The organism is Pseudomonas sp. KH_046_2 (genome assembly GCF_057838985.1).
The window spans coordinates 1,693,743-1,716,420 of the sequence record NZ_CM174480.1; the positions used below are offsets into that span (position 1 = coordinate 1,693,743).

At 59.8% G+C, this 22,678-nt stretch carries 25 protein-coding genes; 11 read left to right on the top strand and 14 right to left on the bottom strand.

Features of this window, described 5'->3' with window-relative positions; translation table 11 throughout:
* Window positions 1–96: 96 nt before the first annotated feature.
* Entirely contained in the window at window positions 97–912 is an 816-nt protein-coding gene (locus AC3IX1_RS07650; protein WP_489387725.1) for a UDP-2,3-diacylglucosamine diphosphatase, read from the top strand.
* 159 nt (window positions 913–1,071) lie between these two features.
* On the opposite strand, the gene AC3IX1_RS07655 is transcribed toward AC3IX1_RS07650, so the two are convergent.
* Both AC3IX1_RS07655 and AC3IX1_RS07660 read right to left on the bottom strand, forming a co-directional pair.
* The gene (locus AC3IX1_RS07655; protein WP_489387726.1) at window positions 1,072–1,665 is read right to left on the bottom strand and encodes an HD domain-containing protein; all 594 of its coding nucleotides are present in this window, start codon (window positions 1,663–1,665) and stop codon (window positions 1,072–1,074) included.
* Window positions 1,666–1,692: 27 nt separating this feature from the next.
* On the bottom strand, window positions 1,693–2,004 hold the full coding sequence (locus AC3IX1_RS07660) for an Mpo1-like protein (protein ID WP_489387727.1): 312 nt from the start codon (window positions 2,002–2,004) through the stop codon (window positions 1,693–1,695).
* A gap of 159 nt (window positions 2,005–2,163) precedes the next feature.
* On the opposite strand from AC3IX1_RS07660, the gene AC3IX1_RS07665 reads away from it, so the two are divergent.
* The gene (locus tag AC3IX1_RS07665) at window positions 2,164–3,225 is read left to right on the top strand and encodes an AraC family transcriptional regulator (RefSeq protein ID WP_489387728.1); all 1,062 of its coding nucleotides are present in this window, start codon (window positions 2,164–2,166) and stop codon (window positions 3,223–3,225) included.
* Here AC3IX1_RS07665 and AC3IX1_RS07670 read toward each other — a convergent pair.
* Entirely contained in the window at window positions 3,182–4,636 is a 1,455-nt protein-coding gene (locus AC3IX1_RS07670; RefSeq protein WP_489387729.1) for a TrkH family potassium uptake protein, read from the bottom strand. The genes AC3IX1_RS07665 and AC3IX1_RS07670 overlap by 44 nt on opposite strands.
* 121 nt (window positions 4,637–4,757) lie before the next feature.
* Between AC3IX1_RS07670 and AC3IX1_RS07675 the strand changes: the two genes are divergently transcribed.
* Window positions 4,758–5,324 (top strand): NAD(P)H nitroreductase, encoded by a 567-nt coding sequence (locus AC3IX1_RS07675; protein ID WP_489387730.1) that lies wholly within the window; start codon window positions 4,758–4,760, stop codon window positions 5,322–5,324.
* A 137-nt stretch (window positions 5,325–5,461) separates the two neighbouring features.
* Here AC3IX1_RS07675 and AC3IX1_RS07680 read toward each other — a convergent pair whose 3' ends face one another.
* The 6 genes from AC3IX1_RS07680 to AC3IX1_RS07705 form a co-directional block, all read right to left on the bottom strand.
* On the bottom strand, window positions 5,462–6,805 hold the full coding sequence (locus AC3IX1_RS07680) for a sensor histidine kinase (protein ID WP_489387731.1): 1,344 nt from the start codon (window positions 6,803–6,805) through the stop codon (window positions 5,462–5,464).
* 126 nt (window positions 6,806–6,931) lie between these two features.
* Entirely contained in the window at window positions 6,932–7,381 is a 450-nt protein-coding gene (locus tag AC3IX1_RS07685) for a Spy/CpxP family protein refolding chaperone (RefSeq protein ID WP_489387732.1), read from the bottom strand.
* A gap of 231 nt (window positions 7,382–7,612) precedes the next feature.
* The gene (locus AC3IX1_RS07690) at window positions 7,613–8,290 is read right to left on the bottom strand and encodes a response regulator transcription factor (protein ID WP_007984138.1); all 678 of its coding nucleotides are present in this window, start codon (window positions 8,288–8,290) and stop codon (window positions 7,613–7,615) included.
* A 7-nt stretch (window positions 8,291–8,297) separates the two neighbouring features.
* Complete coding sequence (locus AC3IX1_RS07695; RefSeq protein ID WP_489387733.1) at window positions 8,298–8,711, bottom strand: SH3 domain-containing protein; 414 nt, start codon at window positions 8,709–8,711, stop codon at window positions 8,298–8,300.
* A 123-nt stretch (window positions 8,712–8,834) separates the two neighbouring features.
* Complete coding sequence (locus tag AC3IX1_RS07700) at window positions 8,835–9,134, bottom strand: YciI family protein (protein WP_056721480.1); 300 nt, start codon at window positions 9,132–9,134, stop codon at window positions 8,835–8,837.
* A gap of 1 nt (window position 9,135) precedes the next feature.
* Entirely contained in the window at window positions 9,136–9,732 is a 597-nt protein-coding gene (locus AC3IX1_RS07705) for a septation protein A (protein WP_090453780.1), read from the bottom strand.
* An 87-nt stretch (window positions 9,733–9,819) separates the two neighbouring features.
* Here AC3IX1_RS07705 and AC3IX1_RS07710 point away from each other — a divergent pair, with 87 nt between their 5' ends.
* From AC3IX1_RS07710 to AC3IX1_RS07745, 8 genes are all read left to right on the top strand, one after another.
* The gene (locus tag AC3IX1_RS07710) at window positions 9,820–10,683 is read left to right on the top strand and encodes a PHP domain-containing protein (protein WP_489387734.1); all 864 of its coding nucleotides are present in this window, start codon (window positions 9,820–9,822) and stop codon (window positions 10,681–10,683) included.
* Window positions 10,684–10,696: 13 nt separating this feature from the next.
* Window positions 10,697–11,326 (top strand): L-threonylcarbamoyladenylate synthase, encoded by a 630-nt coding sequence (locus AC3IX1_RS07715; protein WP_489388701.1) that lies wholly within the window; start codon window positions 10,697–10,699, stop codon window positions 11,324–11,326.
* On the top strand, window positions 11,327–12,145 hold the full coding sequence (locus tag AC3IX1_RS07720; RefSeq protein WP_007984128.1) for a segregation and condensation protein A: 819 nt from the start codon (window positions 11,327–11,329) through the stop codon (window positions 12,143–12,145).
* Window positions 12,146–12,156: 11 nt separating this feature from the next.
* Window positions 12,157–13,128: an SMC-Scp complex subunit ScpB gene (gene scpB / locus AC3IX1_RS07725; protein WP_489387735.1), complete on the top strand. Its 972-nt coding sequence runs from the start codon at window positions 12,157–12,159 to the stop codon at window positions 13,126–13,128.
* Between the two features lie 295 nt (window positions 13,129–13,423).
* Window positions 13,424–14,644: a 23S rRNA pseudouridine(2605) synthase RluB gene (gene rluB, locus AC3IX1_RS07730; RefSeq protein ID WP_489387736.1), complete on the top strand. Its 1,221-nt coding sequence runs from the start codon at window positions 13,424–13,426 to the stop codon at window positions 14,642–14,644.
* A gap of 775 nt (window positions 14,645–15,419) precedes the next feature.
* A complete protein-coding gene (locus AC3IX1_RS07735; RefSeq protein WP_489387737.1) occupies window positions 15,420–16,832 on the top strand; it encodes an amino acid permease in 1,413 nt (470 codons plus the stop codon).
* Window positions 16,833–17,046: 214 nt separating this feature from the next.
* On the top strand, window positions 17,047–17,460 hold the full coding sequence (arfB, locus tag AC3IX1_RS07740) for an alternative ribosome rescue aminoacyl-tRNA hydrolase ArfB (RefSeq protein ID WP_057715927.1): 414 nt from the start codon (window positions 17,047–17,049) through the stop codon (window positions 17,458–17,460).
* 247 nt (window positions 17,461–17,707) lie between these two features.
* Complete coding sequence (locus AC3IX1_RS07745; RefSeq protein WP_489387738.1) at window positions 17,708–19,057, top strand: hypothetical protein; 1,350 nt, start codon at window positions 17,708–17,710, stop codon at window positions 19,055–19,057.
* Between the two features lie 59 nt (window positions 19,058–19,116).
* Here the strand turns inward: AC3IX1_RS07745 and AC3IX1_RS07750 are convergent, their stop codons facing one another.
* The 5 genes from AC3IX1_RS07750 to AC3IX1_RS07770 form a co-directional block, all read right to left on the bottom strand.
* Window positions 19,117–20,316, bottom strand: coding sequence for an MFS transporter (locus tag AC3IX1_RS07750; protein ID WP_489387739.1), 1,200 nt, complete (start codon window positions 20,314–20,316; stop codon window positions 19,117–19,119).
* A gap of 99 nt (window positions 20,317–20,415) precedes the next feature.
* Window positions 20,416–20,601, bottom strand: a complete 186-nt coding sequence (locus AC3IX1_RS07755; RefSeq protein ID WP_489387740.1) for a hypothetical protein — start codon at window positions 20,599–20,601, stop codon at window positions 20,416–20,418.
* 71 nt (window positions 20,602–20,672) lie between these two features.
* Complete coding sequence (locus AC3IX1_RS07760) at window positions 20,673–20,804, bottom strand: hypothetical protein (RefSeq protein WP_256220589.1); 132 nt, start codon at window positions 20,802–20,804, stop codon at window positions 20,673–20,675.
* A gap of 272 nt (window positions 20,805–21,076) precedes the next feature.
* Window positions 21,077–22,270 (bottom strand): amino acid aminotransferase, encoded by a 1,194-nt coding sequence (locus AC3IX1_RS07765; RefSeq protein ID WP_489387741.1) that lies wholly within the window; start codon window positions 22,268–22,270, stop codon window positions 21,077–21,079.
* Window positions 22,270–22,626: a 4a-hydroxytetrahydrobiopterin dehydratase gene (locus AC3IX1_RS07770; RefSeq protein WP_046037728.1), complete on the bottom strand. Its 357-nt coding sequence runs from the start codon at window positions 22,624–22,626 to the stop codon at window positions 22,270–22,272. The genes AC3IX1_RS07765 and AC3IX1_RS07770 overlap by 1 nt, the downstream gene beginning before the upstream one ends.
* Window positions 22,627–22,678: the final 52 nt, after the last annotated feature.

Genomic DNA, 22,678 nt, shown 5'->3' on the forward strand with positions numbered 1-22,678 from the left:
CGGGCCAACAAGCGCTGTCACAGGACTGACTTGACGCTGTCATGGACCATTAACCGGCTCGGGGCAGACTTGGCAAAACTTGCCAGAGGGTTGCCCATGACCAGCGCCGAGCTCGCCAAACCCACCCGTAAGCAACGCGTACGGACTTTATGGATTTCCGACGTGCATTTGGGCACCCGGGATTGCCAGGCTGAACACCTGTCGCAGTTTCTCAAGGGCTACCACGCAGACAAGATCTACCTGGTCGGCGACATCATCGACGGCTGGAAACTGCGCGGCGGCATGTACTGGCCGCAAGCGCACACCAACGTCATCCGTCGCCTGCTGACCATGAGCAAGCGTGGTACCGAGGTGATCTATGTCACCGGCAACCACGACGAATTCCTGCGCCGCTATTCGAAGCTGATCCTGGGCAATATCCAGTTGGTCGACGAAGCCGTGCACGTCACCGCCGACGGCCGGCATCTGCTGGTGATCCATGGCGACCAGTTCGATGTGATCACCCGTTACCATCGCTGGCTGGCGTTTCTCGGTGACTCGGCCTACGAATTCACCCTGACCCTCAACCGCTGGCTCAATCATTGGCGCGCGCGATATGGCTACGGCTACTGGTCGCTGTCGGCCTACCTCAAGCACAAGGTGAAAACCGCGGTCAGCTTCATCAGCGACTTCGAAGAAGCCATCGCCCATGAATGCGTCAAGCGCGAGCTGCACGGCGTGGTGTGCGGGCACATTCACCATGCTGAGATTCGCAAGGTCGGCGAGGTGGACTACCTCAATTGCGGCGACTGGGTGGAATCATGCACCGCGCTGATCGAGCACTGGGATGGTTCGATCGAGTTGTATCGCCTGGCGGATGCCCAGACGCGGGAGGCGCAGTTGAAGGCGGCCAGGGTTGCAGAGGTGGCGTGATTGATTTGATTTTTGTGGCGAGGGGGCTTGCCCCCGTTCGGGGGCGAAGCCGCCGTAAACCTATAAATGCCGATCTATCGGTGTTCCGTGGTGAATGGTTTTAGGGCTGCTGCGCAGCCCAACGGGGGCAAGCCCCCTCGCCACAACGGTCGCCATAGGTCATGAGGCTGGCGATTGCTCTTCCATCGCCGCCTTATAAATCGAGTTTCGGGGGTGCGCGAACAAGCGCTCCATCATCGGTTCGAAAAAGCTTAACGGCAGTGTGTCGTACGCCGGGTCAAACGCCGCCGCATCGTACCTGGCACAGAACTCGACGGTCGCCTGGTACTGCGGATGGTCCTGGAATTGCTCACGCAGATGCCGGTCCATGCCCAAGTGATGGAAGAAGTAGTAACCCTGGAAAATCCCGTGCTTTTCCACCATCCACAAGTTCTCGGCGCTGACGAACGGCTTGAGGATCGCCGCCGCGATGTCCGGGTGGTTGTAAGAGCCCAAGGTGTCGCCGATATCATGGAGCAGGGCGCAGACCACGTACTCTTCGTCGCGGCCGTCACGCCAGGCGCGGGTGGCGGTTTGCAGGGAGTGGGTCAGGCGATCCACCGGGAATCCGCCAAAATCACCCTCCAGCAACTTCAGGTGCGCCACGATCCGTGTCGGCAATTGTCGCGCGTAGGCACTGAAATCCGCGGCGATGATCGCCCAGTCTTCCTGTGTGCCGTCCTTCATGTGAGTGAAGCGGGCATTGGCATTCATCGGCAACTCTCTTGTGACGCAAGTCAGCTAGAACGGAACGCGCCCCATAACCATGTCCCGGTACATGACAAAATCACCGAGCAGGCTATAGAAGGGGTGTTGGAACGTTGCCGGGCGGTTCTTTTCGAAGAAGAAATGCCCGACCCAGGCAAAGCTGTAGCCTGCCAGTGGCAGGGTCCACAACAGCATCCAGGCTCCGCGACCAACGGTCAGCGTCAGAATCAAGATAACCAGGGTCGTGCCGATAAAGTGTAAACGGCGGCAGGTGCTGTTGCTGTGCTCACTGAGGTAGTAAGGATAGAACTCAGCGAAGCTGTTGAATCGTTTGACGTTTTCCACGACAGCGATCTCTGTGGTTATTGTTCTTGCTGCAAGTTGTTCTGCGGGTAGCTTATTTGAGTCTAGAGTGATCAATGGCATCAGCCACTGACAATAGGCGCCACTTTAGTATCCTTCGGTCAATAGCCGTAGCATGCGGCCACCATGTAAGAAAACGCCATGAGTGAACGAACGACTTCTGCAAGCTGGGCGATGGGGATTGTCAAAGCGCTGGAGATGGACGGCCTGGATTGCCGGGCTATGTTCAAGCAGCTGGGGCTCGACTACGCGGCACTGGATGATCCGGATGCTCGCTTCCCGCAAGACTCCATGACACGGCTGTGGCAGCGCGCGGTCGAGCTGTCTGGTAACCCGGCCATCGGTCTGAACATGGGCAAGGTGGTGCGACCGGCGCAGTTTCATGTGACCGGTTACGCCTTGATGTCCAGCCGGACCCTGGCCGAAGGCTTTCAGCGTCTGGTGCGCTACCAGCGGATCATCGCCGAAAGTGCCGACCTGAGTTTCCAGCTGCTGGAAGAAGGCTACGCGCTGATTCTGACGGTGCATGGCGATCACCTGCCGCCGACCCGGCAAAGCGCCGAAGCTTCGCTGGCCTGTGCCTTGGCGCTGTGCGGCTGGTTGACCGGGCGTACGTTACATCCACGCAAAGTGCTGGTACAAGGCGCCGAGCCGGTCGACCTTGAACCCTATAAACAAGCCTTCCATGCACCGCTGGTGTTCAACGCGCCTTACGATGCGCTGATTTTCGAACGCGCCGATATGGAAGCCCCACTGCCAACGGCCAACGAGGCCATGGCGTTGCTGCACGACCGATTTGCCGGCGAGTACCTGGCGCGCTTTTCCGAAAGCCGCGTGACCCACAAGGCGCGGCAGGTGTTGTGCCGCCTGCTACCCCAAGGCGAGCCCAAGCGCGACACCGTGGCGCAGACGCTACATCTGTCCCAGCGCACCTTGCAACGGCGCTTGCAGGAAGAGGGCACGAGTTTCCAGGCGCTGCTGGACGATACCCGACGCGAACTGGCCGAGCAGTACCTGGCGCAACCGACCATGACTTTGCTGGAAATTGCCTACTTGCTGGGGTTTGCCGATCCGAGCAACTTCTTCCGTGCTTTCCGCCGCTGGTTCGATGCCACACCCGGCGAGTACCGGATGCGGCTGATGCAATCAGCTGAAGCGGTCAATGACGCCAAAATGCCGGAATACACAGCACAAACACCGTAATGATCTCCAACCGGCCCAGCAGCATGCCGAACGAGAGAATCCACTTGGCGGCATCCGGCAAGGTGGCGAAGTTGCCCGCCGGGCCGATGGTTTCGCCGAGCCCCGGGCCGACACCGGACACGGTACTGGCCGCACCGGTGAGAGCGGTCATCCAGTCCACGCCGAGCAGCGACAGCAACAGCGCAATCACGCAGATGGTGATTGCAAAGAAAAACGAAAAGGTCAGGATCGAACGCACGATTTCTTCGTCGAGGCGGTGACCGTTGTACTTCTGCTTGATCACCGCGCGCGGGTGAATCAGCTGGTTAAGGTTGGCCTTGAGCAGGATATAGGCCACCTGGAAGCGGAAAATCTTGATCCCGCCCGCGGTCGAGCCGGAGCAACCGCCGATAAACCCCAGGTAGAAGAACAGCATCAGCGAGAAATTGCCCCAGAGGCTGTAGTCCCCCAGCGCGAAACCGGTCGTCGTCACCACCGACGTTACGTTCAGCGCCACATGCCGCAACGCCTCCAGCCAATGCAGCTGGGTAGTCCACCAATACCAGGTGCCGAGCACCAGCCAGGTCACCAACAGCATGCCGAGCAGGCCTTGAACCTGTTCGTCCTTGATCAGCGCCCGACGGTTACCACGCAGCGTGGCGACATACAGAGTGAACGGCAGGGCACCGAGAATCATGATGACGATCGCGACCCAATGCACCGCAGGTTGCGGCCACTTGGCCAAAGACAGGTCGGAGGTGGAAAAGCCGCCGGTGGAAATCGCCGACATCGCATGGTTGATGGCGTCGAACAGGCTCATCCCGGCCCACCAGAACGCCAGGCTGCCGACAATGGTGATGCCGACGTAGGTCGCAACGATCAAACGAGCCACCATGTGCGAGCGGGGCATGACTTTTTCCGAGCGGTCCGACGATTCGGTCTGGAACAGCCGCATGCCACCGATGCGCAAGAGCGGCAGGATCGCCACCGCCATGCCGATAAAGCCGATGCCGCCAAGCCAGTGCAGCAGGGAGCGCCACATCAGGATGCCGGGGGACATGGTGTCCAGGCCGCTGAGCACGGTTGCGCCAGTGGCGGTGATGCCGGACATGCTTTCGAAGAATGAATCGGTGTAGCTGATGTGCTGGGTCAGCAGGAACGGCAGGGCGGCGAAGATGCACACCACCAGCCAACTGCTGACGGTCAGCAGGTACATGTCCCGGGGGCGCAGGTGAATGTGTTCGGGGCGCCCCGGAATCACCAGCGCCAGACCGGCGACAAAGGTGATCATGCTGGCCCAGAGGAACGACGGCAGATCGCTGGTGCGGTCGAAAATGACCAGCGTGGCCATGGGCACGACCATGGAGATCGCCAGCGTGATCAGGAAGATGCCGATGATGAAACCAATGATCCGTAAGGTCGGCAACGCCATGAGGTCCGCTCGGCTGATAGTGGAAAGGGCGCCATTCTACCTGCGAGGCAGGGCATGTAAACCGGCACTGCTGCGGTAGTTACAGCTAGAATAGCCACACAAATTTTTCAGGAGGTGGCCGATGCAGGCTCTCGACGCTTTGCTCAACCGTGTTTCCGTTCCACGACTGCTTGACCCGGCACCTACCGCCGAGCAGCGCGAGGTGCTGTTCGGCGCCGCCATGCGCGCCCCGGATCACGGTCACTTGCAGCCTTGGCGTTTCCTGACGGTGGAAGGCGAGGCGCGCGAGCAAATGGGCGAGTTGCTGGCCGAAGCGGCGAAACTGCAGGACGGCGAAGTCAGCGAAGCGGCCATCGACAAGGCACGCAATGGTCCGCTTCGGGCACCATTGGTGGTGGTAGTGATTGCTCGCGTGCAGGATCACGTCAAATATCCGAAGTCCGAGCAGTTGCTGGCGGCAGGCTGCGCGGCTCACGGGATTTTGCTCGCGGCCTATGCGCAGGGCATTGGTGCGGTGTGGCGTACCGGTGACCTGGCTTATTCGCCGCATGTGGCCAAGGGGCTGGGCCTGGCGGAGGGGGAGGAGGTGATTGCTTTCCTGTATCTCGGCACTCCACAGAAAGAACCGCGTGTGGCCGAGAAAGTCGATCTCGCCGAATTCGTCAGCGCCTGGCCGGGCAAGGTCTGACACCGCAAAACCTGTGGGAGCGAGCCTGCTCGCGAAGGCGGACTTTCTGACCCATTGATGTTGGATGTGCCTACGCAATCGCGAGCAGGCTCGCTCCCACAGTAGATCTGTGTCATTCAGATAATTGGGGGATAACCTCAGGGTTGTACGACAGCCCCCGGCACCAACGGCAATTCCAGGCTGGCAATGAACCCGCCCTCGGGGTGATTGGCCAGCACCAGGCTGCCGCCATGTCGCTCTGCCGCACGGCGGGCGATGGCCAGGCCCAGGCCGTGTCCGGCCGCAGTCTGCCCCGGCGCCCGATAGAACGGCTCACCGAGCTGGTTCAAATATTCGGCACTGACCCCCGGCCCGTGATCGCGCACGGTCACGACGATCCGCTCACCCTGTCGCAGTGCCTGCATTTCGATCGGCAGGCCGCCCACTGGATTGAAGCGCTGGGCGTTGCGCAGCAAGTTGTCGACGGCTCGCTCGATCATGGTCGGCCAGCCCTTCAGGTTCAGTTGCGACTCGGCTTCGAGGTGGACCAGTTGCTCGGGTGAACCGAGTTGCGCATCCTTTTGCAGGCTATTGAGCAGGGCGTTCAGGTCCACCTCTTCGGCACTGGCGTTATCGGAGTCGACCCGCGCCAGTACCAGGATTTCGCTGATCAGCGCTTCCAGTCGGTCGCACTCGCGGGTCAGGCGCGGCCACAGCTGTTCCCGTTCCTGCGGGGTGGCCCGTTCGGCCAGTGCCAATGCGATACGCAGGCGGGCGAGGGGCGAGCGCAGTTCGTGGGACACATCCCGCAGCAGTTGCCGCTGACTGCCAATCAGGCTTTGCAGGCGCGCGCCCATGCGGTTGAAGTCGTTGGCCAGGACGCCGAACTCATCGCGACGGTTGGCCAGCTTGACCAGGCTGTTCTGTTGATAGGTGGTTTGTCCCAGGTCATGCACCGCGCCGCGCAGGCGGCTGAGCGGGCGAGTGATGGAAAAGGTCACCAGCAGGCTGAACAGGGTCAGCACCACCAGGGCGATTCCCAGGGCACTCAGCGGCCAGAGCAGGCTTTCGCGGTGCCAGGCGTCCAGTTCCGGATGCGGAATACGGTAGATGAACAGGAAGGTGTCACCGGTTTTTTCGCTGGTGAACTCATCGGTCAGACGCCGCCATGGCAGGCGTCGGTCATCATTGTTCTGGCGCGCCTCAAAGGCCGCCGCACGTCTCGGAAAGGTGCCGTGCACCACGGGATCGCCGCTTTCGTTAAGCACCTGAACGTTGATGTGATACTGGCGTTTGCGTTGTTGGAGAATGTCCTGGGCGGCGTCTTCGCCCTGGCTTTCGTAGGTTTGCGTCCACTCTTCGGCCAGCGTGTTGAGGCCCGGGTGGCGGCTGAGAATCCAGGCGTCCTGGTTGAGCATGTGCCCGAGCAGGATGGAAAGCCCTGCAACCAGAGCGATGGCCAGCCAGAAGCTGGCCAGGATACGCCAGAACAATGAACGCACAGGAAATCCTCAAACAAACGCAACTAATGTGGGAGCGAGCCCCCTCGCCACACAAGCCCGCTCCCACATTAAATCGGGTGGTGCCAGACCCAGCGGTGAAAAACCGTTGGGTCCGGGATCAGCGCATTATTGCGCTTTTTGCGGTTGTTGCGCTTTCCAGGCCTTGAACTCGGCCCATTCAGCGCGACGCTCGGCCTGTTTTTTCTGGATCTCGTCGAATTTCTTCTGTTGATCCGGTTTCAGCAAGGCGCGCACGTCCGCTTCAGCTTTCTTGTGGTTAGCGGCCATCTCATCCTTCATGGCTTTCTGGTCGGCTGGCGAGAGCTTCTCCAGGTACTTGTCGACCAGTTGCTTACGCTCGTGCATCTGCTCGCCCATGATCTTGCGGATCTGCTCGCGCTGTTCGCGGCTCAGGTCCAGTTCACTGTACGGGCCTTTGCCGTGCATGCCGTGCATCTGACCGCCGTGGCGCGAACCGTCCATCGACCCATCCATGGGGCCTGAGCCTTCAGGCATGGCCATGGCAACGGTCGGCAGGGCAGCAGCGAACATCAGAGCGATAAGAGTTTTGCGCATGGTGTATCTCCTTGTCTCGTTCCCGGTACGTTCCGGATGAGTACAGGTTACGCAGATCAAGGTCAGCGGCGGTCAGCGGAGGGTAAAGCTTGGGTAAAGACGATTTCCCGCCAACCTGACAAAACGTCCGGGTGACTGTAGGAGCGAGCTTGCTCGCGATGAACTCACAGGCAGCGCGCTTTTCCAGACAGCATGCGTAATCGTTCAACTCCATCGCGAGCGAGCTCGCTCCTACAAGCTGTAGTAGTAACCGCGGCTGCGCAGGGCCACGATGCGCGGTCGGCCATCGGGGTGTGGGCCGATCTTCTTGCGCAGGTTGCTGACGTGCATGTCCAGGCTGCGGTCGTACAGGGTCAGCTTGCGGCCGAGGGCGATCTGCGCCAGTTCCTGTTTATCCAGGGGCTCTCCGGGCTGCTTGAGCAGGGCTTCCAGCAGGCGGCTTTCGGAGACGGTGAGGGTGAATTCCTGTTCGTCGATGCTGACCACGCCGCGCACCGGGCTGAAACACAGGTCGCCCAGTTCCATCTGGCTGGACACCGCTGCCGGGTGGCTACGACGCAGGACCGCACGCAGGCGGGCGGTCAGTTCCCGTGGGTCGCAGGGCTTGGCCAGGTAATCGTCGGCGCCGAGTTCCAGGCCGAGGATACGGTCCAGGGGCTCGCCCCGGGCCGAGAGCATCAGCACCGGCAAATCCGGGTGATCGCTGCGCAACTGCTTGAGCAGTTCCAGGCCGCTGCCATCGGGTAACATCACATCCAGCACCACGGCCGCCGGGGCGGTTTCGGCCAGCGCGCGGCGTGCGCTCTGGCCGTCGTGACAGGCACGTACCTGAAACCCTTCCTGGCTCAGCCAACTGCTCAGGAGCTCACACAGCTCCTGGTCATCATCAATAAGTAACAGCTCGCTCATGACTCACTCAATTTAGCCATTGTCGACGTTTTCGACTTGCTCCACTGGCGAAGATACCGCAGAGCAGAGCCAATAGCGCTACCCCGGCGCCAATGACGAACCATTGTTGCTGGTCGGTCAGCAGGCGCGGCAGCGGACTGCTGGCCTGGGCCTCCTTGAGTTGCAGCTTCAAGCGCTGGTTCTCCTGGCGCAACCGGGCCAGCAGCGGGCTTTCGCGTTCGCTATCGGCAGTTTGCAATTGTTTGTTCAGATCTTCCCGTTGCCGTTCGCTTTCTTTCAAGCGTTGCTGCAATTCGGTGATCTGGCTGCCGGCGCTCAAGGACAGAGGCGTCGAATTACCGCTCTCGACACTTTCCTCACCGTGGGCGGGCGCCCCGATCGACAACGTGACCAACATCAGGCACAACGGACCCTTGCGCATGGCGACTCCTGGTTCCAATACGAGTATTGGGGAAGTTGTCGGCCGGCAAACGAGAATAATGAGCGATTGAGAACGCGATGAACCGATATGGTTCACCGCGTGGGGGCAGTTGAAAGAAGAAAGTTACGGAAGGACTTGCTTGAACGGCTTGACCAGAACGTTAGCGTAGACGCCTGCGGCGATGTACGGATCAGCGTCGGCCCAGGCCTGGGCGGCGCTCAGGGAGTCGAATTCGGCAACGATCAGGCTGCCGCTGAAACCCGCCGCGCCCGGATCATTGCTGTCGATCGCCGGGTGTGGGCCGGCCAATACGATGCGACCTTCGCCCTTGAGCACTTGCAGGCGCTCCAGGTGTGCAGGCCGTGCGGCCAGGCGGGCTTCCAGGGAGTTGGCGACGTCTGTGGCAATGATTGCGTAAAGCATGTCAGTCCTCGGTTTTTGGCGTTGTGGTATCGGCATCGTGCAGATGGCGGGACAGGTAGATGCCCTGGCCGATCAGGAACAGCAAAGTCATGCCCAGGCTGCCGAAGACCTTGAAGTCGACCCAGTAGCTCTGGAAGGTGAACGCGACAAACAGGTTGGCGGCACCGCAAAACAGGAAGAAGGCGATCCAGGCGATGTTCAGGCGCGTCCAGACCGGCTCCGGCAAGCTCAGAGCATGGCCCATGATGCGCTTGATCAGCAGGCTGTCACCGACGAAGTGGCTGCCGATAAACGCCAGGGCGAACAGCCAGTTGACCACCGGGGCTTTCCACTTCAGGAACGTCTCGCTGTGGAATGCGAGCGTCAGGCTGCCGAAGACCAGGCAGGCGATCAGGGTCAGCCACTGGCTCTTCTCCAGCTTGCGCTGCTTGATGAACAGTGTGCCGTAGACCACCAGGGAACTGACGATCAGCATCGCGGTGGCGCTGTAAATACCGCCTACAGTGATCTCATGACCGGCGATGTCGACGACCTGTGGGTCGATTTTGAAGACGATGAAAAACAGCAGGAGCGGGATGAAATCGATGAATTGTTTCACAGTGGCAGCCAGAAGCAGGATGTGGCGGCATAATAACAAACATATGGGCGCGCGATAGCGCCAGCTTATTTGAGGTTACAAAGCCCTGTGAATGTTGATTTGCACTGCCATAGCACGGCCTCCGATGGCGCCCTGGCGCCTGCGGTTCTGGTGGCGCGGGCGTTCGAGAAAGGCGTGCGACTCCTGGCCTTGACCGATCACGACACCCTCGAGGGCCTCGACGAGGCCCGGCACGCGGCTACCGCGCTGGGGATGCAACTGGTCAATGGCGTCGAATTGTCCTGCACCTGGGGCGGCGCGACCATTCATGTCTTGGGCTACGGATTCGATGTGAACGCCGCGCCGTTGGTCGAGGCCATCGCCAGATTGCATGATGGCCGCTGGCTGCGCTCCGAAGAAATCAGCCGCAAACTGGCGCTCAAAGGCATGCCGGGGGCGCTGGAGGGCGCCCGCAAGATCCAGCAGGCGCTGGGCGACAGCGGTAACGCGCCGGCCCGCCCGCATTTCGCCGACTGGATGGTGCGTGAAGGTTTCGTCAAGGATCGCGCCGAGGCGTTCCGCAAATGGCTGGGCGCCGGCAAGTTGGGCGACGTCAAGCAACACTGGCCGACCCTGGAGGAGACCGTCGAAACCCTGCGCGCAGCCAAGGCCTGGGTCAGCCTGGCACACCCCTGGCACTACGAATTCACCCGAAGCAAGCGTCGTCGCCTGATTGCCGACTATATTCAAGCAGGGGGCCACGCCATCGAAGTGGTCAATGGTTATCAGCCTGCCGAGCAAGTGGGCAGCCTGGCCATTCTGGCCCGCGAGTTCGGTCTGCTGGTCAGTGCCGGCAGTGATTTTCATGGCCCTGGAGGCTGGTCGGAGATCGGTGAATACCGGCCACTCCCGGAGGATCTGCCACCACTATGGTGTCGATTCAAACATGACCCAGTTATTGCCGCCGTCTGAACAGGTAGAGAATGTGAGTCAATTTTTCCAGATTCATCCGGAAAACCCGCAAGCGCGCCTGATAAAACAGGCAGTCGAAATCATCCGCAAGGGCGGGGTGGTGATTTATCCCACAGACTCTTCCTACGCCATTGGTTGCCAGATCGGCGACAAAGTGGCTGTGGAGCGCGTTCGGCGCCTGCGCCAGCTGGATGAAAAGCACAACTTCGCGCTGATCTGCAGCGACCTGTCGCAACTGGGTCTGTTCGCCAAGATCGACACCGGCACGTTCCGCATTCTCAAGGCCCATCTGCCGGGACCGTATACCTTCATTCTCAACGCCACCCGCGAAGTACCGCGGCTGTTGTTGCACCCGAAGAAACGCACCATCGGCCTGCGTGTGCCGAGCCACCCGATTGCCCTGGCGCTGCTGGCTGAACTGGGCGAACCGTTGATGAGCGTGACCCTGATCATGCCTGGCGATGAAGATCCGTTGAGCGACCCGCACGAAATGCGCCAGTTGCTCGAGCACCAGGTCGACCTGATCATCGACGGCGGCTTCGGCGGAATCAAGGCGTCCACGGTGATCAACCTCGCCGACGGCGAGCCGGAAGTCATCCGCGTCGGTTGCGGCGACCCTGCGCCGTTCATGGTCGAGGCCTAGATGTCCGCAGTAGAACCCGTCGACAGTCAGGCCGGAGCCCAGCAGGAACTGCCCTTCGCCATGGTCTATGGCCAGGCGGTCATGGAAATGCCGCTGGACCTGTACATCCCGCCGGATGCCCTCGAGGTCTTCCTCGAAGCATTTGAAGGCCCGCTCGACCTGCTGCTGTACCTGATCCGCAAACAGAACATCAACATCCTCGACATCCCGGTGGCGGAAATCACTCGCCAGTACATGGGCTACGTCGAGTTGATGCAGTCGGTGCGCCTGGAACTGGCCGCCGAGTACCTGGTGATGGCCGCGATGCTGGCCGAGATCAAGTCGCGGATGCTGCTGCCACGGGCCGAAACCGTCGAAGACGAGGAGGAAGACCCGCGCGCCGAACTGATCCGCCGCTTGCAGGAATACGAACGCTTCAAGGCTGCCGCCGAAGGCATCGATGGCCTGAGTCGCGTCGGCCGTGATGTGGTGGTACCCAAACTGGACGCCCCGGAGGCCCGGGCGCGCAAGCTGCTACCAGACGTGCGTCTGTCAGAGCTGCTGTTGTCCATGGCCGAGGTCTTGCGCCGTGGCGACATGTTCGAAAGCCACCAGGTCAGCCGCGAGGCGCTGTCGACCCGCGAACGCATGAGCGATGTGCTGGAACGCCTCAAGGGCGGTGGTTTCGTGCCGTTCGTCGAGCTGTTCACCGCTGAAGAAGGGCGCCTGGGGGTGGTGGTGACCTTCATGGCGATCCTTGAATTGGTCAAGGAATCCCTGGTCGAGCTGGTGCAGAATGAGCCATTTGCCGCGATCCACGTGCGAGCCCGAGCCGAATAACGAGTCGAAACATGAACCTGACTGAACCCCGTGATCTGGCACCCTTGCTTGAAGCCTTTCTGTTGGCCTCGGGAAAGCCGCAATCTTTGGAAAGCCTGTTCGAACTCTTCGAAGAAGGCGAACGCCCGGAACCGCCGGTCTTCAAGAAGGCCCTGACGATTCTCGCCAAATCCTGCGATGGCCGCGCCTTTGAACTGAAGGAAGTGGCCTCGGGGTATCGGCTGCAGATTCGCGAGAAATTTGCGCCGTGGGTCGGGCGTCTGTGGGAAGAACGTCCGCAGCGTTACTCCCGGGCCATGCTGGAAACCATGGCGCTGATTGCCTATCGCCAGCCGATCACCCGTGGCGAAATCGAAGACGTGCGGGGCGTGGCGGTCAACAGCAACATCGTCAAGACCTTGATGGAGCGCGAGTGGATCCGCATCGTCGGCTACCGCGACGTGCCCGGCAAACCGGCGATGTTCGCCACCACCAAGGCGTTCCTTGATCACTTCAACCTGAAGAACCTCGACGACCTGCCGCCGCTGGCGGAACTGCGCGAACTGGAACCGGATCCGGTGCTCGACTTCGACGACGCGCCGGTGCCCGCAGCCCTGCAAGAGCTGGCCGATGCCAGCGCCGAGCCGGAGGAGCCGAAGGAAGAAACCAGTTTCCACACGCTGTTGCTGGAACTGGACAGTATGGAAGAGGGGCTCAAGACCGACTTCGACGATTTGCTACGTGATGGCGTGTCGCCTGAGTTCGATCCGGAACAGTCGGTTATCGAGCCAGAAGTCGAAGCGGCACATCCCGAGCCTGAGCCGGAAATTGAACCGGAGCAGGACGACGACATCCTCGGCGTTGCCGAAGCCCGGGAAAAACTCCTGGCCGCCGTTGCCGCTCTCGAACAGCCGAAACCCGAGCCGGAGCTGTCGGACGAAGAGGCTGAAGCCCAGGCCCTGGCCGAAGCCATCGAAGCCGAACGCCGCGAGTTCGAAGATTGATCGCAACTTCTGCGACCACCAAAGATCCCTGTGGGAGCGGGCTTGCCCGCGAATGCGGAGTGTCAGCCAATAAATATGCCGACTGACACGCCCTCTTCGCGAGCAAGCCCGCTCCCACAGGAGAATTGTGGTCACCGCAAAACAGCGGACCACCGGCCAGCGGAAAAACAAATAACCTTGCCTTGATCAGCTAGTCTCTGATGCGCAAACGCCCTCATGCGCGTATGATTCGCGACCCTTCGGCGATCCCTTCGCCCAAGTACCCAGTTTTCAGACCACACCGGGAGGTGCCCAGATGAGTATCAAAGACCAGCAAGACGACCAGCCAATCGGCCCAGCAGGCGAAAAACTGCAGAAAGTCCTCGCCCGTATCGGCGTCGGCTCGCGCCGTGACGTGGAAGCCTGGATCAGCCACGGCCGCATCAAGGTCAACGGCAAAGACGCCACCCTTGGCCAGCGCGTCGACATGCACGACGCCATCACCATCGATGGCAAGGTGATCAAGCGCGAAGAGGCCGCCGAGTCGGTGCGCCGCGTGATCATGTACAACAAGCCCGACGGCGAAATCTGCACCCGTGTCGACCCGGAAGGCCGTCCGACCGTGTTCGACAAGATGCCGCGCCCTAAAGAGGGACGCTGGATCAACATCGGCCGCCTGGACATCAACACCACCGGTCTGCTGATGTTCACCACCGACGGTGAGCTGGCCAACCGCCTGATGCACCCTTCCTACGAAATGGACCGTGAATACGCGGTACGTGTGCGTGGCGAAGTCGATGACGAGATGATCGAGCGCCTGAAGGCGGGCGTTGTCCTTGAAGATGGCCCGGCCAAGTTCACCGACATCAAGCAGGCGCCAGGCGGTGAAGGTTTCAACCACTGGTATCACTGCGTGGTGATGGAAGGCCGTAACCGCGAAGTTCGTCGCCTGTGGGAATCCCAGGGCCTGGTGGTCAGCCGTCTGAAGCGCGTGCGTTTCGGCCCGGTGTTCCTCAACTCCGACCTGCCGATGGGCCGCTGGCGCGAAATGAGCCAGTACGAAGTCGACATCCTGAGTGCCGAGGTCGGCCTGACGCCGGTCGCGATGCCGCAGATGAACGCCAAGAGCAAAGACAAGCTTGACCGGATGCAACGCAAGTCGTCGCGTCCGATGGCCAAGACCGAGCGCGTGCGTACCCTGCGTCCAGCCACTGGTGCAGCTTCGGCACCTGCCGCTCCTCGTGCCAACCGCGAGCTACAGATCGAAGGCGAGCGTCCAGGGCGCAAGCCTGCTGCCCGTCAGGACGGTGAGCGCGGTCCGCGCACGCCACGGCCGGCCAATGGCCGTACCGAGCGTGGCGAAGGTCGTGGTACGCCGGTAGCCGATCGCCCGGCCGACACCAAGCGCCCGGCCAAGCCTGCGCCGAAGCGTCCGGGGATCAAACTGGTCGACGGTGACACGCCATCGGGCAAGCGTCGTGGCGCACCGGCCGGTTCCGGCCAGCGTCCGGGCTTTGGTCGTCGCAAGCCGGAGTAATAGGCTGAGCGCTTCATAAAAAACGCCAACCTTCGGGTTGGCGTTTTTTTTGGGGTCTGGATTTATGTCTGTGTTGTTTTTGAGGCCGCCTTCGCGAGCAGTTGCCGCACCGGGATGTCCGAAGTGGAAAGCCAAAATTACGCACTGTAAAGAATTCATGACGAAATCAGCAGATTAACCCCGTGAAATCGCCCCTCCTCGAATATTGTAAGAAAATTCTTACGCGTCATTGCCTTACGTCCTTCTCCCAGAGCTCTAGCCTGCTTGTTTCAGCGCACCATGCAGGGTGTTATGCGCGCCATGCCTGTCGTGCAGGTGCATAACAAAAAGGAGGCGCAATGAACGCCGTATTCCATCTCCATCTCTCTGCGAGGGGCGGTTTTCCTGCCTTTTCCGTCGATGATCCGCAAGGATCTGACCCATTTTTTGCAGCCGCCCGAGCCTCTCGGGGCGGACACAGGCAATCCCGGCCATAGACACGCTTGTCCAGCGGGTCTGGCAGCAGGGGGTTACGGGTGTACAATGCGCCGCGTTTTACCTGTGACCTCCTGCGCATCTGCGCAAACCTCAAGGCTATCCGCCTTGTTCACTCCGTCGCGTCACGAGCGTGTCGGGTTCGATTTCGTCACAGATAAAAACAAACAGGTGACGCATGACCGTTGTAATTACGCTGAACTCCTGGTGCCTGCGCTGGGGTTTGATCGGTGCCGCTTAACGCCTTTCTTGAGCAGCAACGTCTACTGAACATCATCAAACCTTGCGTGAGACCCTTTTCATGAGTGGACAAAACCCGCAATCAGGCGAGCTGAAACGCGGCCTGAAAAATCGCCACATTCAATTGATCGCCCTCGGTGGCGCGATCGGTACCGGCTTGTTCCTCGGCTCGGCCGGGGTACTGAAATCCGCCGGCCCGTCGATGATCCTCGGCTACGCCATCTGCGGCTTCATCGCCTTCATGATCATGCGCCAACTGGGCGAAATGATCGTCGAAGATCCGGTGGCTGGCTCCTTCAGCCACTTCGCGCACAAGTACTGGGGCGGCTTTGCCGGCTTCCTGTCGGGCTGGAACTGCTGGATTCTGTACATTCTGGTCGGCATGTCCGAGCTGACCGCGGTCGGCAAATACATCCACTACTGGGCGCCGGACATCCCGACCTGGGCCTCCGCAGCTGCCTTCTTCGTGCTGATCAACGCCATCAACCTGGCCAACGTCAAAGTCTTTGGCGAGGCCGAGTTCTGGTTCGCGATCATCAAGGTCGTGGCGATCGTCGGCATGATTGCCCTGGGCAGCTACCTGCTGGTCAGCGGCAACGGCGGCCCGCAAGCAGCGGTCAGCAACCTGTGGTCCCACGGTGGCTTCTTCCCGAACGGCGTCAGCGGCCTGGTGATGGCCATGGCGTTCATCATGTTTTCCTTCGGTGGCCTGGAAATGCTCGGTTTCACCGCTGCCGAGGCTGACAAGCCGAAAACCGTGATCCCGAAAGCCATCAACCAGGTGATCTACCGGATCCTGATTTTCTACATCGGTGCCCTGGTGATCCTGCTGTCGTTGACCCCGTGGGACAGCTTGCTGACCACCCTGAACGCCTCCGGTGATTCCTACAGCGGCAGCCCGTTCGTGCAAGTGTTCTCGATGCTGGGCAGCAACACCGCCGCGCACATCCTCAACTTCGTGGTCCTGACCGCGGCGTTGTCGGTGTACAACAGCGGCACCTACTGCAACAGCCGCATGTTGCTGGGCATGGCCGAGCAGGGCGACGCGCCGAAGGGCCTGGCGAAGATCGACAAGCGCGGCGTGCCAGTGCGTTCGATCCTGGCCTCGGCCGCCGTGACCTTGATCGCGGTACTGCTGAACTATCTGATCCCGCACAGCGCGCTGGAACTGTTGATGTCGCTGGTGGTGGCCACCCTGGTGATCAACTGGGCGATGATCAGCTACTCGCACTTCAAGTTCCGCCAGCACATGAACAAGACCAAGCAGACGCCGCTGTTCAAGGCCCTGTGGTACCCGTACGGCAACTACATCTGCCTGGCGTTCGTGGTGTTCGTCCTTGGTGTGATGCTGTTGATTCCGGGGATTCAGACATCGGTGTATGCGATTCCGGTGTGGCTGGTGTTCATGTGGGTCTGCTACGGCATCAAGAACAAGCGCAGTGAGCAACACTCGTTGCAGGCTGCAGTGAAGTAACTCAGTCGCAGAAACAACGAACCCGGCCATGTGCCGGGTTTTTTGTGTGCGCTGCAAAAACCTGTGGGAGCGTGGCTTGCCCGCGATGAACGATAACGCGGTGTACCTGATAAACCGTGGCGCCTGAATCGCGGGCAAGCCACGCTCCCACAAGGTCCGCATTCATTCAATCTAATCGCGGTATCCTGCACGCTCTGAATACGGACGCTTTTCCATGCTGGTGATTTCCAACAACGTGCAGCTGCCGGATGCCGAGATCGAGTTGACCGCCATTCGCGCCCAGGGCGCCGGCGGGCAGAACGTCAACAAGGTCTCCAGTGCCGTGCACCTGCGCTTCGACATACCTGCGTCGTCCTTGCCCGAGTTCTACAAGGAGCGGCTGCTGGCGCTGCGCGACAGCCGCATCACCAGCGACGGTGTGTTGATCATCAAGGCCCAGCAGTACCGGACGCAGGAGCAGAACCGCGCCGATGCGCTGTTGCGGCTGACCGAGTTGATCCTCAGTGCCACCAAGGTCGAGAAAAAGCGCCGTCCGACCAAGCCGACCCTCGGCTCGAAGACCCGTCGCCTCGAGTCCAAGAGCAAGCGCGGCAACATCAAGGCCGGGCGCGGCAAGGTGGATTTTTAGTTGTTAAACCTGTAGTGCGTTTTTTTGATTTCTAAAGTTTATATAGCGTAATAGAAGCACTAAACAAAAATCAATTTCTAATTGATATGTAAAACTGTCAGATTTTACAGGCGACAGTCCGACTTTTGATGTGTCAAATAGTTGGGTGTTTTATTGGTTTAAGTCTGTCTGATGGGCGACGCTTTTTGTGAAGGTGCTCTCTAGTTTTAGAGCTTGCCCGGAAGCTATTTTCGAGGTGATAAGTAAAATGAGTAATTTAAAGTCGGAAGTAAAGGGGGAGGTTGTCAGAGGAAGCCTGGACTACGAGTTTGGTATGCTTGGTAAAGTATATTTGTACGACGACGTATCTGGAAGACTTCCTCTGTTACCGAGGGTCGTTCACCTGATGGACGACGGTAGAATATTGTGCGCGGCGGTTTCCCAGAGTGGTGAGACTATCTGCTTGGTAATGTTGGATGAGTTCGGTGTGGTTGACGAAAGCTTCGGTAAGGCCGGTATATCCAGAATTAACGTGACGGATTTTTTTCCTGAAGTAAGCGAGCCTGTTCCTTACGACATAAAAGTCGATGCAGCACGACAAAAAATTATTGTAGGGTTTGGTGCCATTGGGCCAGGGTCGTGGCGAGTTACTGGATTGGCAAGATTCGAACTCAATGGCGATCCAGATAGCGGCTTTGGTCGGGTTGGGGTTATTGTCTATGACTTTCTCGAGTCCTCCATCGCTTCGGAGTCAAATAGCTCCTCATGTGCAGGTAGCCATCAAGGTGCATCGCAAGAACCGGATTCTGTAGGGTTGAGTCGGTATCCGGGCGGGATGTTGTTGCAGGAGGATGGTAGCGTGATGCTTCTTTTTTCCTTAGGGCTTGAGGGTTTTTTCCAAGGGGTTCTGTTAGCGAAAATAGGTATTAATGGTCGTTTGGATAGGTCTTTTTCAACCGCTGGATTTAAGATATTTGACCGAGACGGCCTGAAGAGATTACGAGCAGAAACTATTGTGCCGCAAGGCGATAACTTCCTGATTGCTCTCACAACCAGCGCTTCTGAGGAGGGTGGCTGGTATGTTGCCAGGTACGATAAAGATGGAGAGCTTGATACCACGTTTGCCTTGGGTGGCTATTACGATGGTCAGCCCGGAGTAAAACGAACTGTCTTGATTGGGGAGTCGTTGTCCGAGATTTATGTAGTAGGGACTTCTGCTAATGCGGCGACACAGCACCTGTTTCTCATGCTGCAACGGCGTGGAGGTGATGGCCAACTAGACCCTCTTTTTGGCGAGCAAGGCTGGGGTGATGCTGTGGATGCTGGAAGCCCTGGGACGCCAGACCTTGTGGTATGGAAGGCGGAACTTTATGAGCCGAAATCAACAGTGGTCGTTGCTGGAACTGTGGCGTATAGCTCTTCCGGGATTAACAAAGGGTTTATTCTCAGCCTCGAGCAAGATATGGGGTGGGATATTGGCTTTGGTGATCAGGGAAAAGTTCTGTTTGATGGCAAGGGCGATATTTATGGGCTTGCTGTGCAGCCGGACCGAAAAATTCTCTTCATTTATGACGTTGACGATTCATCGGTATCTGCTCTTGTGCGGTTACATGGATAAGTTGTAATGGCTGAACTGGTCAGTGAGTCGCTGTTTTTTCAATGACCAGTTTTCAGAACTTACTTTACTCTGCGTGCCTCTCGGTGTTTCGGCGCTTGCCGGTACAAGTAAAGGCTCAGTATCAATCCGCTCAACGCGGCGAGGGCGGCGAACAGGAAGATCGATGCAAAACCAAACCCTGCCGCAATCGCACCGGCCAATGGTCCGGTAATGCCCAGCGACAAGTCGATGAACAGCGAATAGGCGCCGACGGCTGCGCCACGGCTGGACGCCGGCACCAGGTTGACCGCCTCCACTCCCAGTGCCGGAAACACCAGCGAAAAGCCGAAGCCGCTCAGCGCCGCACCCGCCAGTGCCCAATGGGCATCCGGTGCCAGCCACAGCAACAGCAATCCCAGGGTTTCCACTGACAGGCAGGCAATGGCCACGCGAAAGCCGCCGAGGCGGTTGATCAGGTTGCCGAACAGCAAGCGCGCGCCGATGAAGCTGGCGCCGAACAGGCTCAGGCACAGCACCGCGTTGTCCCAGTGTTGCGTGGCGTAGTACAGGGTGATGAAGGTGGCGATGGTGCCGAAGCCGATGGAGCCCAGGGCCAGGCCGCAGCCGTGGGGGAATACCCGCCCGAGCACATGCATGAACGGCAGGCGCTCACCGGCAACGATCGGCGCGGCGGTTTTCGGCCAGGCCAGCAGCAGGCCGAGCACGGCCAGCAACACAATGCTCACGCCCATGCTCCACAAGCCCAGTTGATGGACGAGCAGTACCCCCAAGGGCGCGCCGACAGCCAGTGCGCCGTAGCTGGCGATACCGTTCCACGAGATGACTTTGGCCGTGTTCGCCGCGCCGACCCGGCCGATGCCCCAGCCAATCGAACCCGAGCCCACCAGGCTTTCGGCGCTGCCGAGCACCAGGCGGCCGATCAACAGGCTGATCAGGCTCAAGGTCGGCAGGCTCTGGGTCCAGGCCGAGACCAGCATGAACACACCGCTCAAGCCGCAACCGGCCAGGCCATACATCACAGCCAGTTTGCTGCCCTTGTTGTCGATGATCTTCCCGGCATAGGGGCGGCTGAGCAGGGTGGCCAGGTATTGCACGCTGATCACCAGGCCCGCGATCACCGCGCCGAAGCCCAGGTCGCTGTGGACGTAACCGGGCAATACGGCCAAGGGGATGCCGATGTTCAGGTAGCCGATGAAGGTGAAAAGGACGATGGAAACAACTTGCAGCGTGACCGCCAGGGGGCGCTGGTTTTCGGGCATGGGTAAAGGTCCACGGTAAAGCAGGATAGATAGGCTGCTTATGATAGCGGTGTGGACGGTCACAGGTTGTGAAAAAGTAAAACTATTTGCCGGGCGCTGTCATTCAGGATTGGCGGGAGCGACCAGTTGCGTGGTGACCAGGGCGGCCAGCGCATTTTCCTGGGTGCCGAAGCGGGCGAGCAAGGCGGCTTGTTTCTCGGGGGAGAGGCGATTCCAGATCCCGATCATTTTCTCGGCGGTGCCGATCAGGACGCTGGCCTGCGCTTCACTGAATTCATCGGTCATGGTCAGGCTCGTTTCAGGCAGTGTGGAAAGCGCATGGTAGCGCTTTCCACACGGTCTGTGCGGCGGGTGTTTCAGTCTTCTCTGTCAGCCTGGCGGCTGTCAGTGGCTTCTTTCGGCTCGGGCTGTTGGGCTCCGGCTTGCTGCGTGGTCGTCTGCTCAGGTTCGTGCAGGCTTGGGAAGGGGAGATTAGGAATCTCGTGCATGGTTGCGCTCCTCGCTAAGTCTGTTGATAGATCTGGTAGATCCGCGCTTTAAAAAAGCCTGGGCAGGATACAGCAGTAAAAATGACAAACGGACTTTTATATCCATTTGTTTCGACGGATGGGGTTGTATAGACAGATCGATAACACTGGCGCAGAAACAACTGTAGGAGTGAGCCTGCTCGCGATAGCGGTGTATCAGTCAACATCAACGTTGAATGACGCTCCGCATCGCGAGCAGGCTCGCTCCTACAAGGGGTTACAGTGTTTGAAGGTTATTTGCAGACCTTGGCAATCGCCTCGGCCAGCAGATCCAGGCGCGTGGCATCAATCCCCGCCACGTTGGCCCGGCCGGAGCTGACCATGTACACGCTGTGATTGTCCCGCAGGTTCTTCACTTGCACAGGCGTCAAGCCGGTGTAGGAGAACATCCCGCGTTGCACGCCAATGTGCGCAAAGCGCTCGCGCAAACCGTGAGGCTCCAGCGCTTCCACCAGACCGCTGCGCAGTTGGGCGATACGCAGGCGCATGGCTTCCACTTCGTCAGCCCAGAGGTTTTTCAGCTCCGGGTCGCCGAGGATGGTCGCGACCACGGCCGCACCGTGATCCGGCGGCGTCGACCACAGGTTGCGGGCGATGTTGGCCAGTTGGCTGCGGATGTCAGTGAGCTTGTCCGCGCTTTTCGCACAGACAATCAGCGCACCGGTGCGGTCGCGGTACAGGCCGAAGTTCTTCGAGCAGGAACTGGTGATCAGCAGTTCCGGTAACTCGGCGGCGAACAGCCGGGTCGACCAGGCATCCTGTTCCAGGCCATCGCCGAATCCTTGATACGCGAAGTCGATCAGTGGCAGCAGTTCGCGCTTGCGTACTACCTCCAGCACCCTTTGCCAGTCATCCTGGGACAGGTCGAAACCGGTCGGGTTGTGGCAGCAGGCGTGCAGCAACACCACGTCACCCTTGGGTGCTTCATTGAGCGCCGCGAGCATGCCGTCGACGTCGAGACGGTTGTCACTGCCCACGTACGGGTAGTGGCTGACCTTGACCTTGGCTGCCGCGAAAATCGTTTCGTGGATCGGCCAGGTCGGGTTGCTCAACCATACGCCGCGCCCTGGCAGGCATTGGGCGATGAAGTCCGCGCTCAGGCGCAAGGCCCCGGTGCCGCCCGGAGTCTGGGTGGCGCCGGCGCGTTGTGCGCTGATCAGCTTCGAGTCGGCGCCCAGCACCAGCTCATTGATCGCTTTGCCGAACGCCGGTTCGCCGTGACCACCGATGTAGGTCTTGGTGGACTGACTGTCCACCAGGCGTTGCTCGGCAAGCTTCACCGATTGAAGAATCGGCGTCAGGCCCTGGGCGTCCTTGTAGACACCCACGCCCAAATCGAACTTGCGCGGGTTCGGGTCCTGCGCGTAGGCCTCCATCAGGCCCAGAATCGGGTCGCCAGGCACTCGACCGATGGCGTCGAAATGCATTACTTGCGCCCCTCGGCGTCCTTCGCCACTTCGTCAGTGCGCGCGGCCATGATGAAGTCGTTGCGGTGCAGGCCCTTGATCGAGTGGCTCCACCAGGTCACGGTCACTTTGCCCCACTCGGTCAGCAGGCCCGGGTGGTGGCCTTCGGCCTCGGAGATTTCACCGACGGCGTTGGTGAACGCCAGGGCGTGCTTGAAGTTCTTGAACAGGAAAACCTTTTCCAGCTGCATGATGCTGTCACGGACTTCGATGTTCCAGTCCGGGATCTGCTTGATCAGGATCGGCAGTTCTTCGTCGCTGACTTGTGGAGCATCGGCGCGGCAGGCTTCGCAATGGGCTTGAGTTAATGCGGTCATGATGTGTTCCTGAAATCGAATGTTGGGAAATCGGCCCTCAGTGCTACCACGC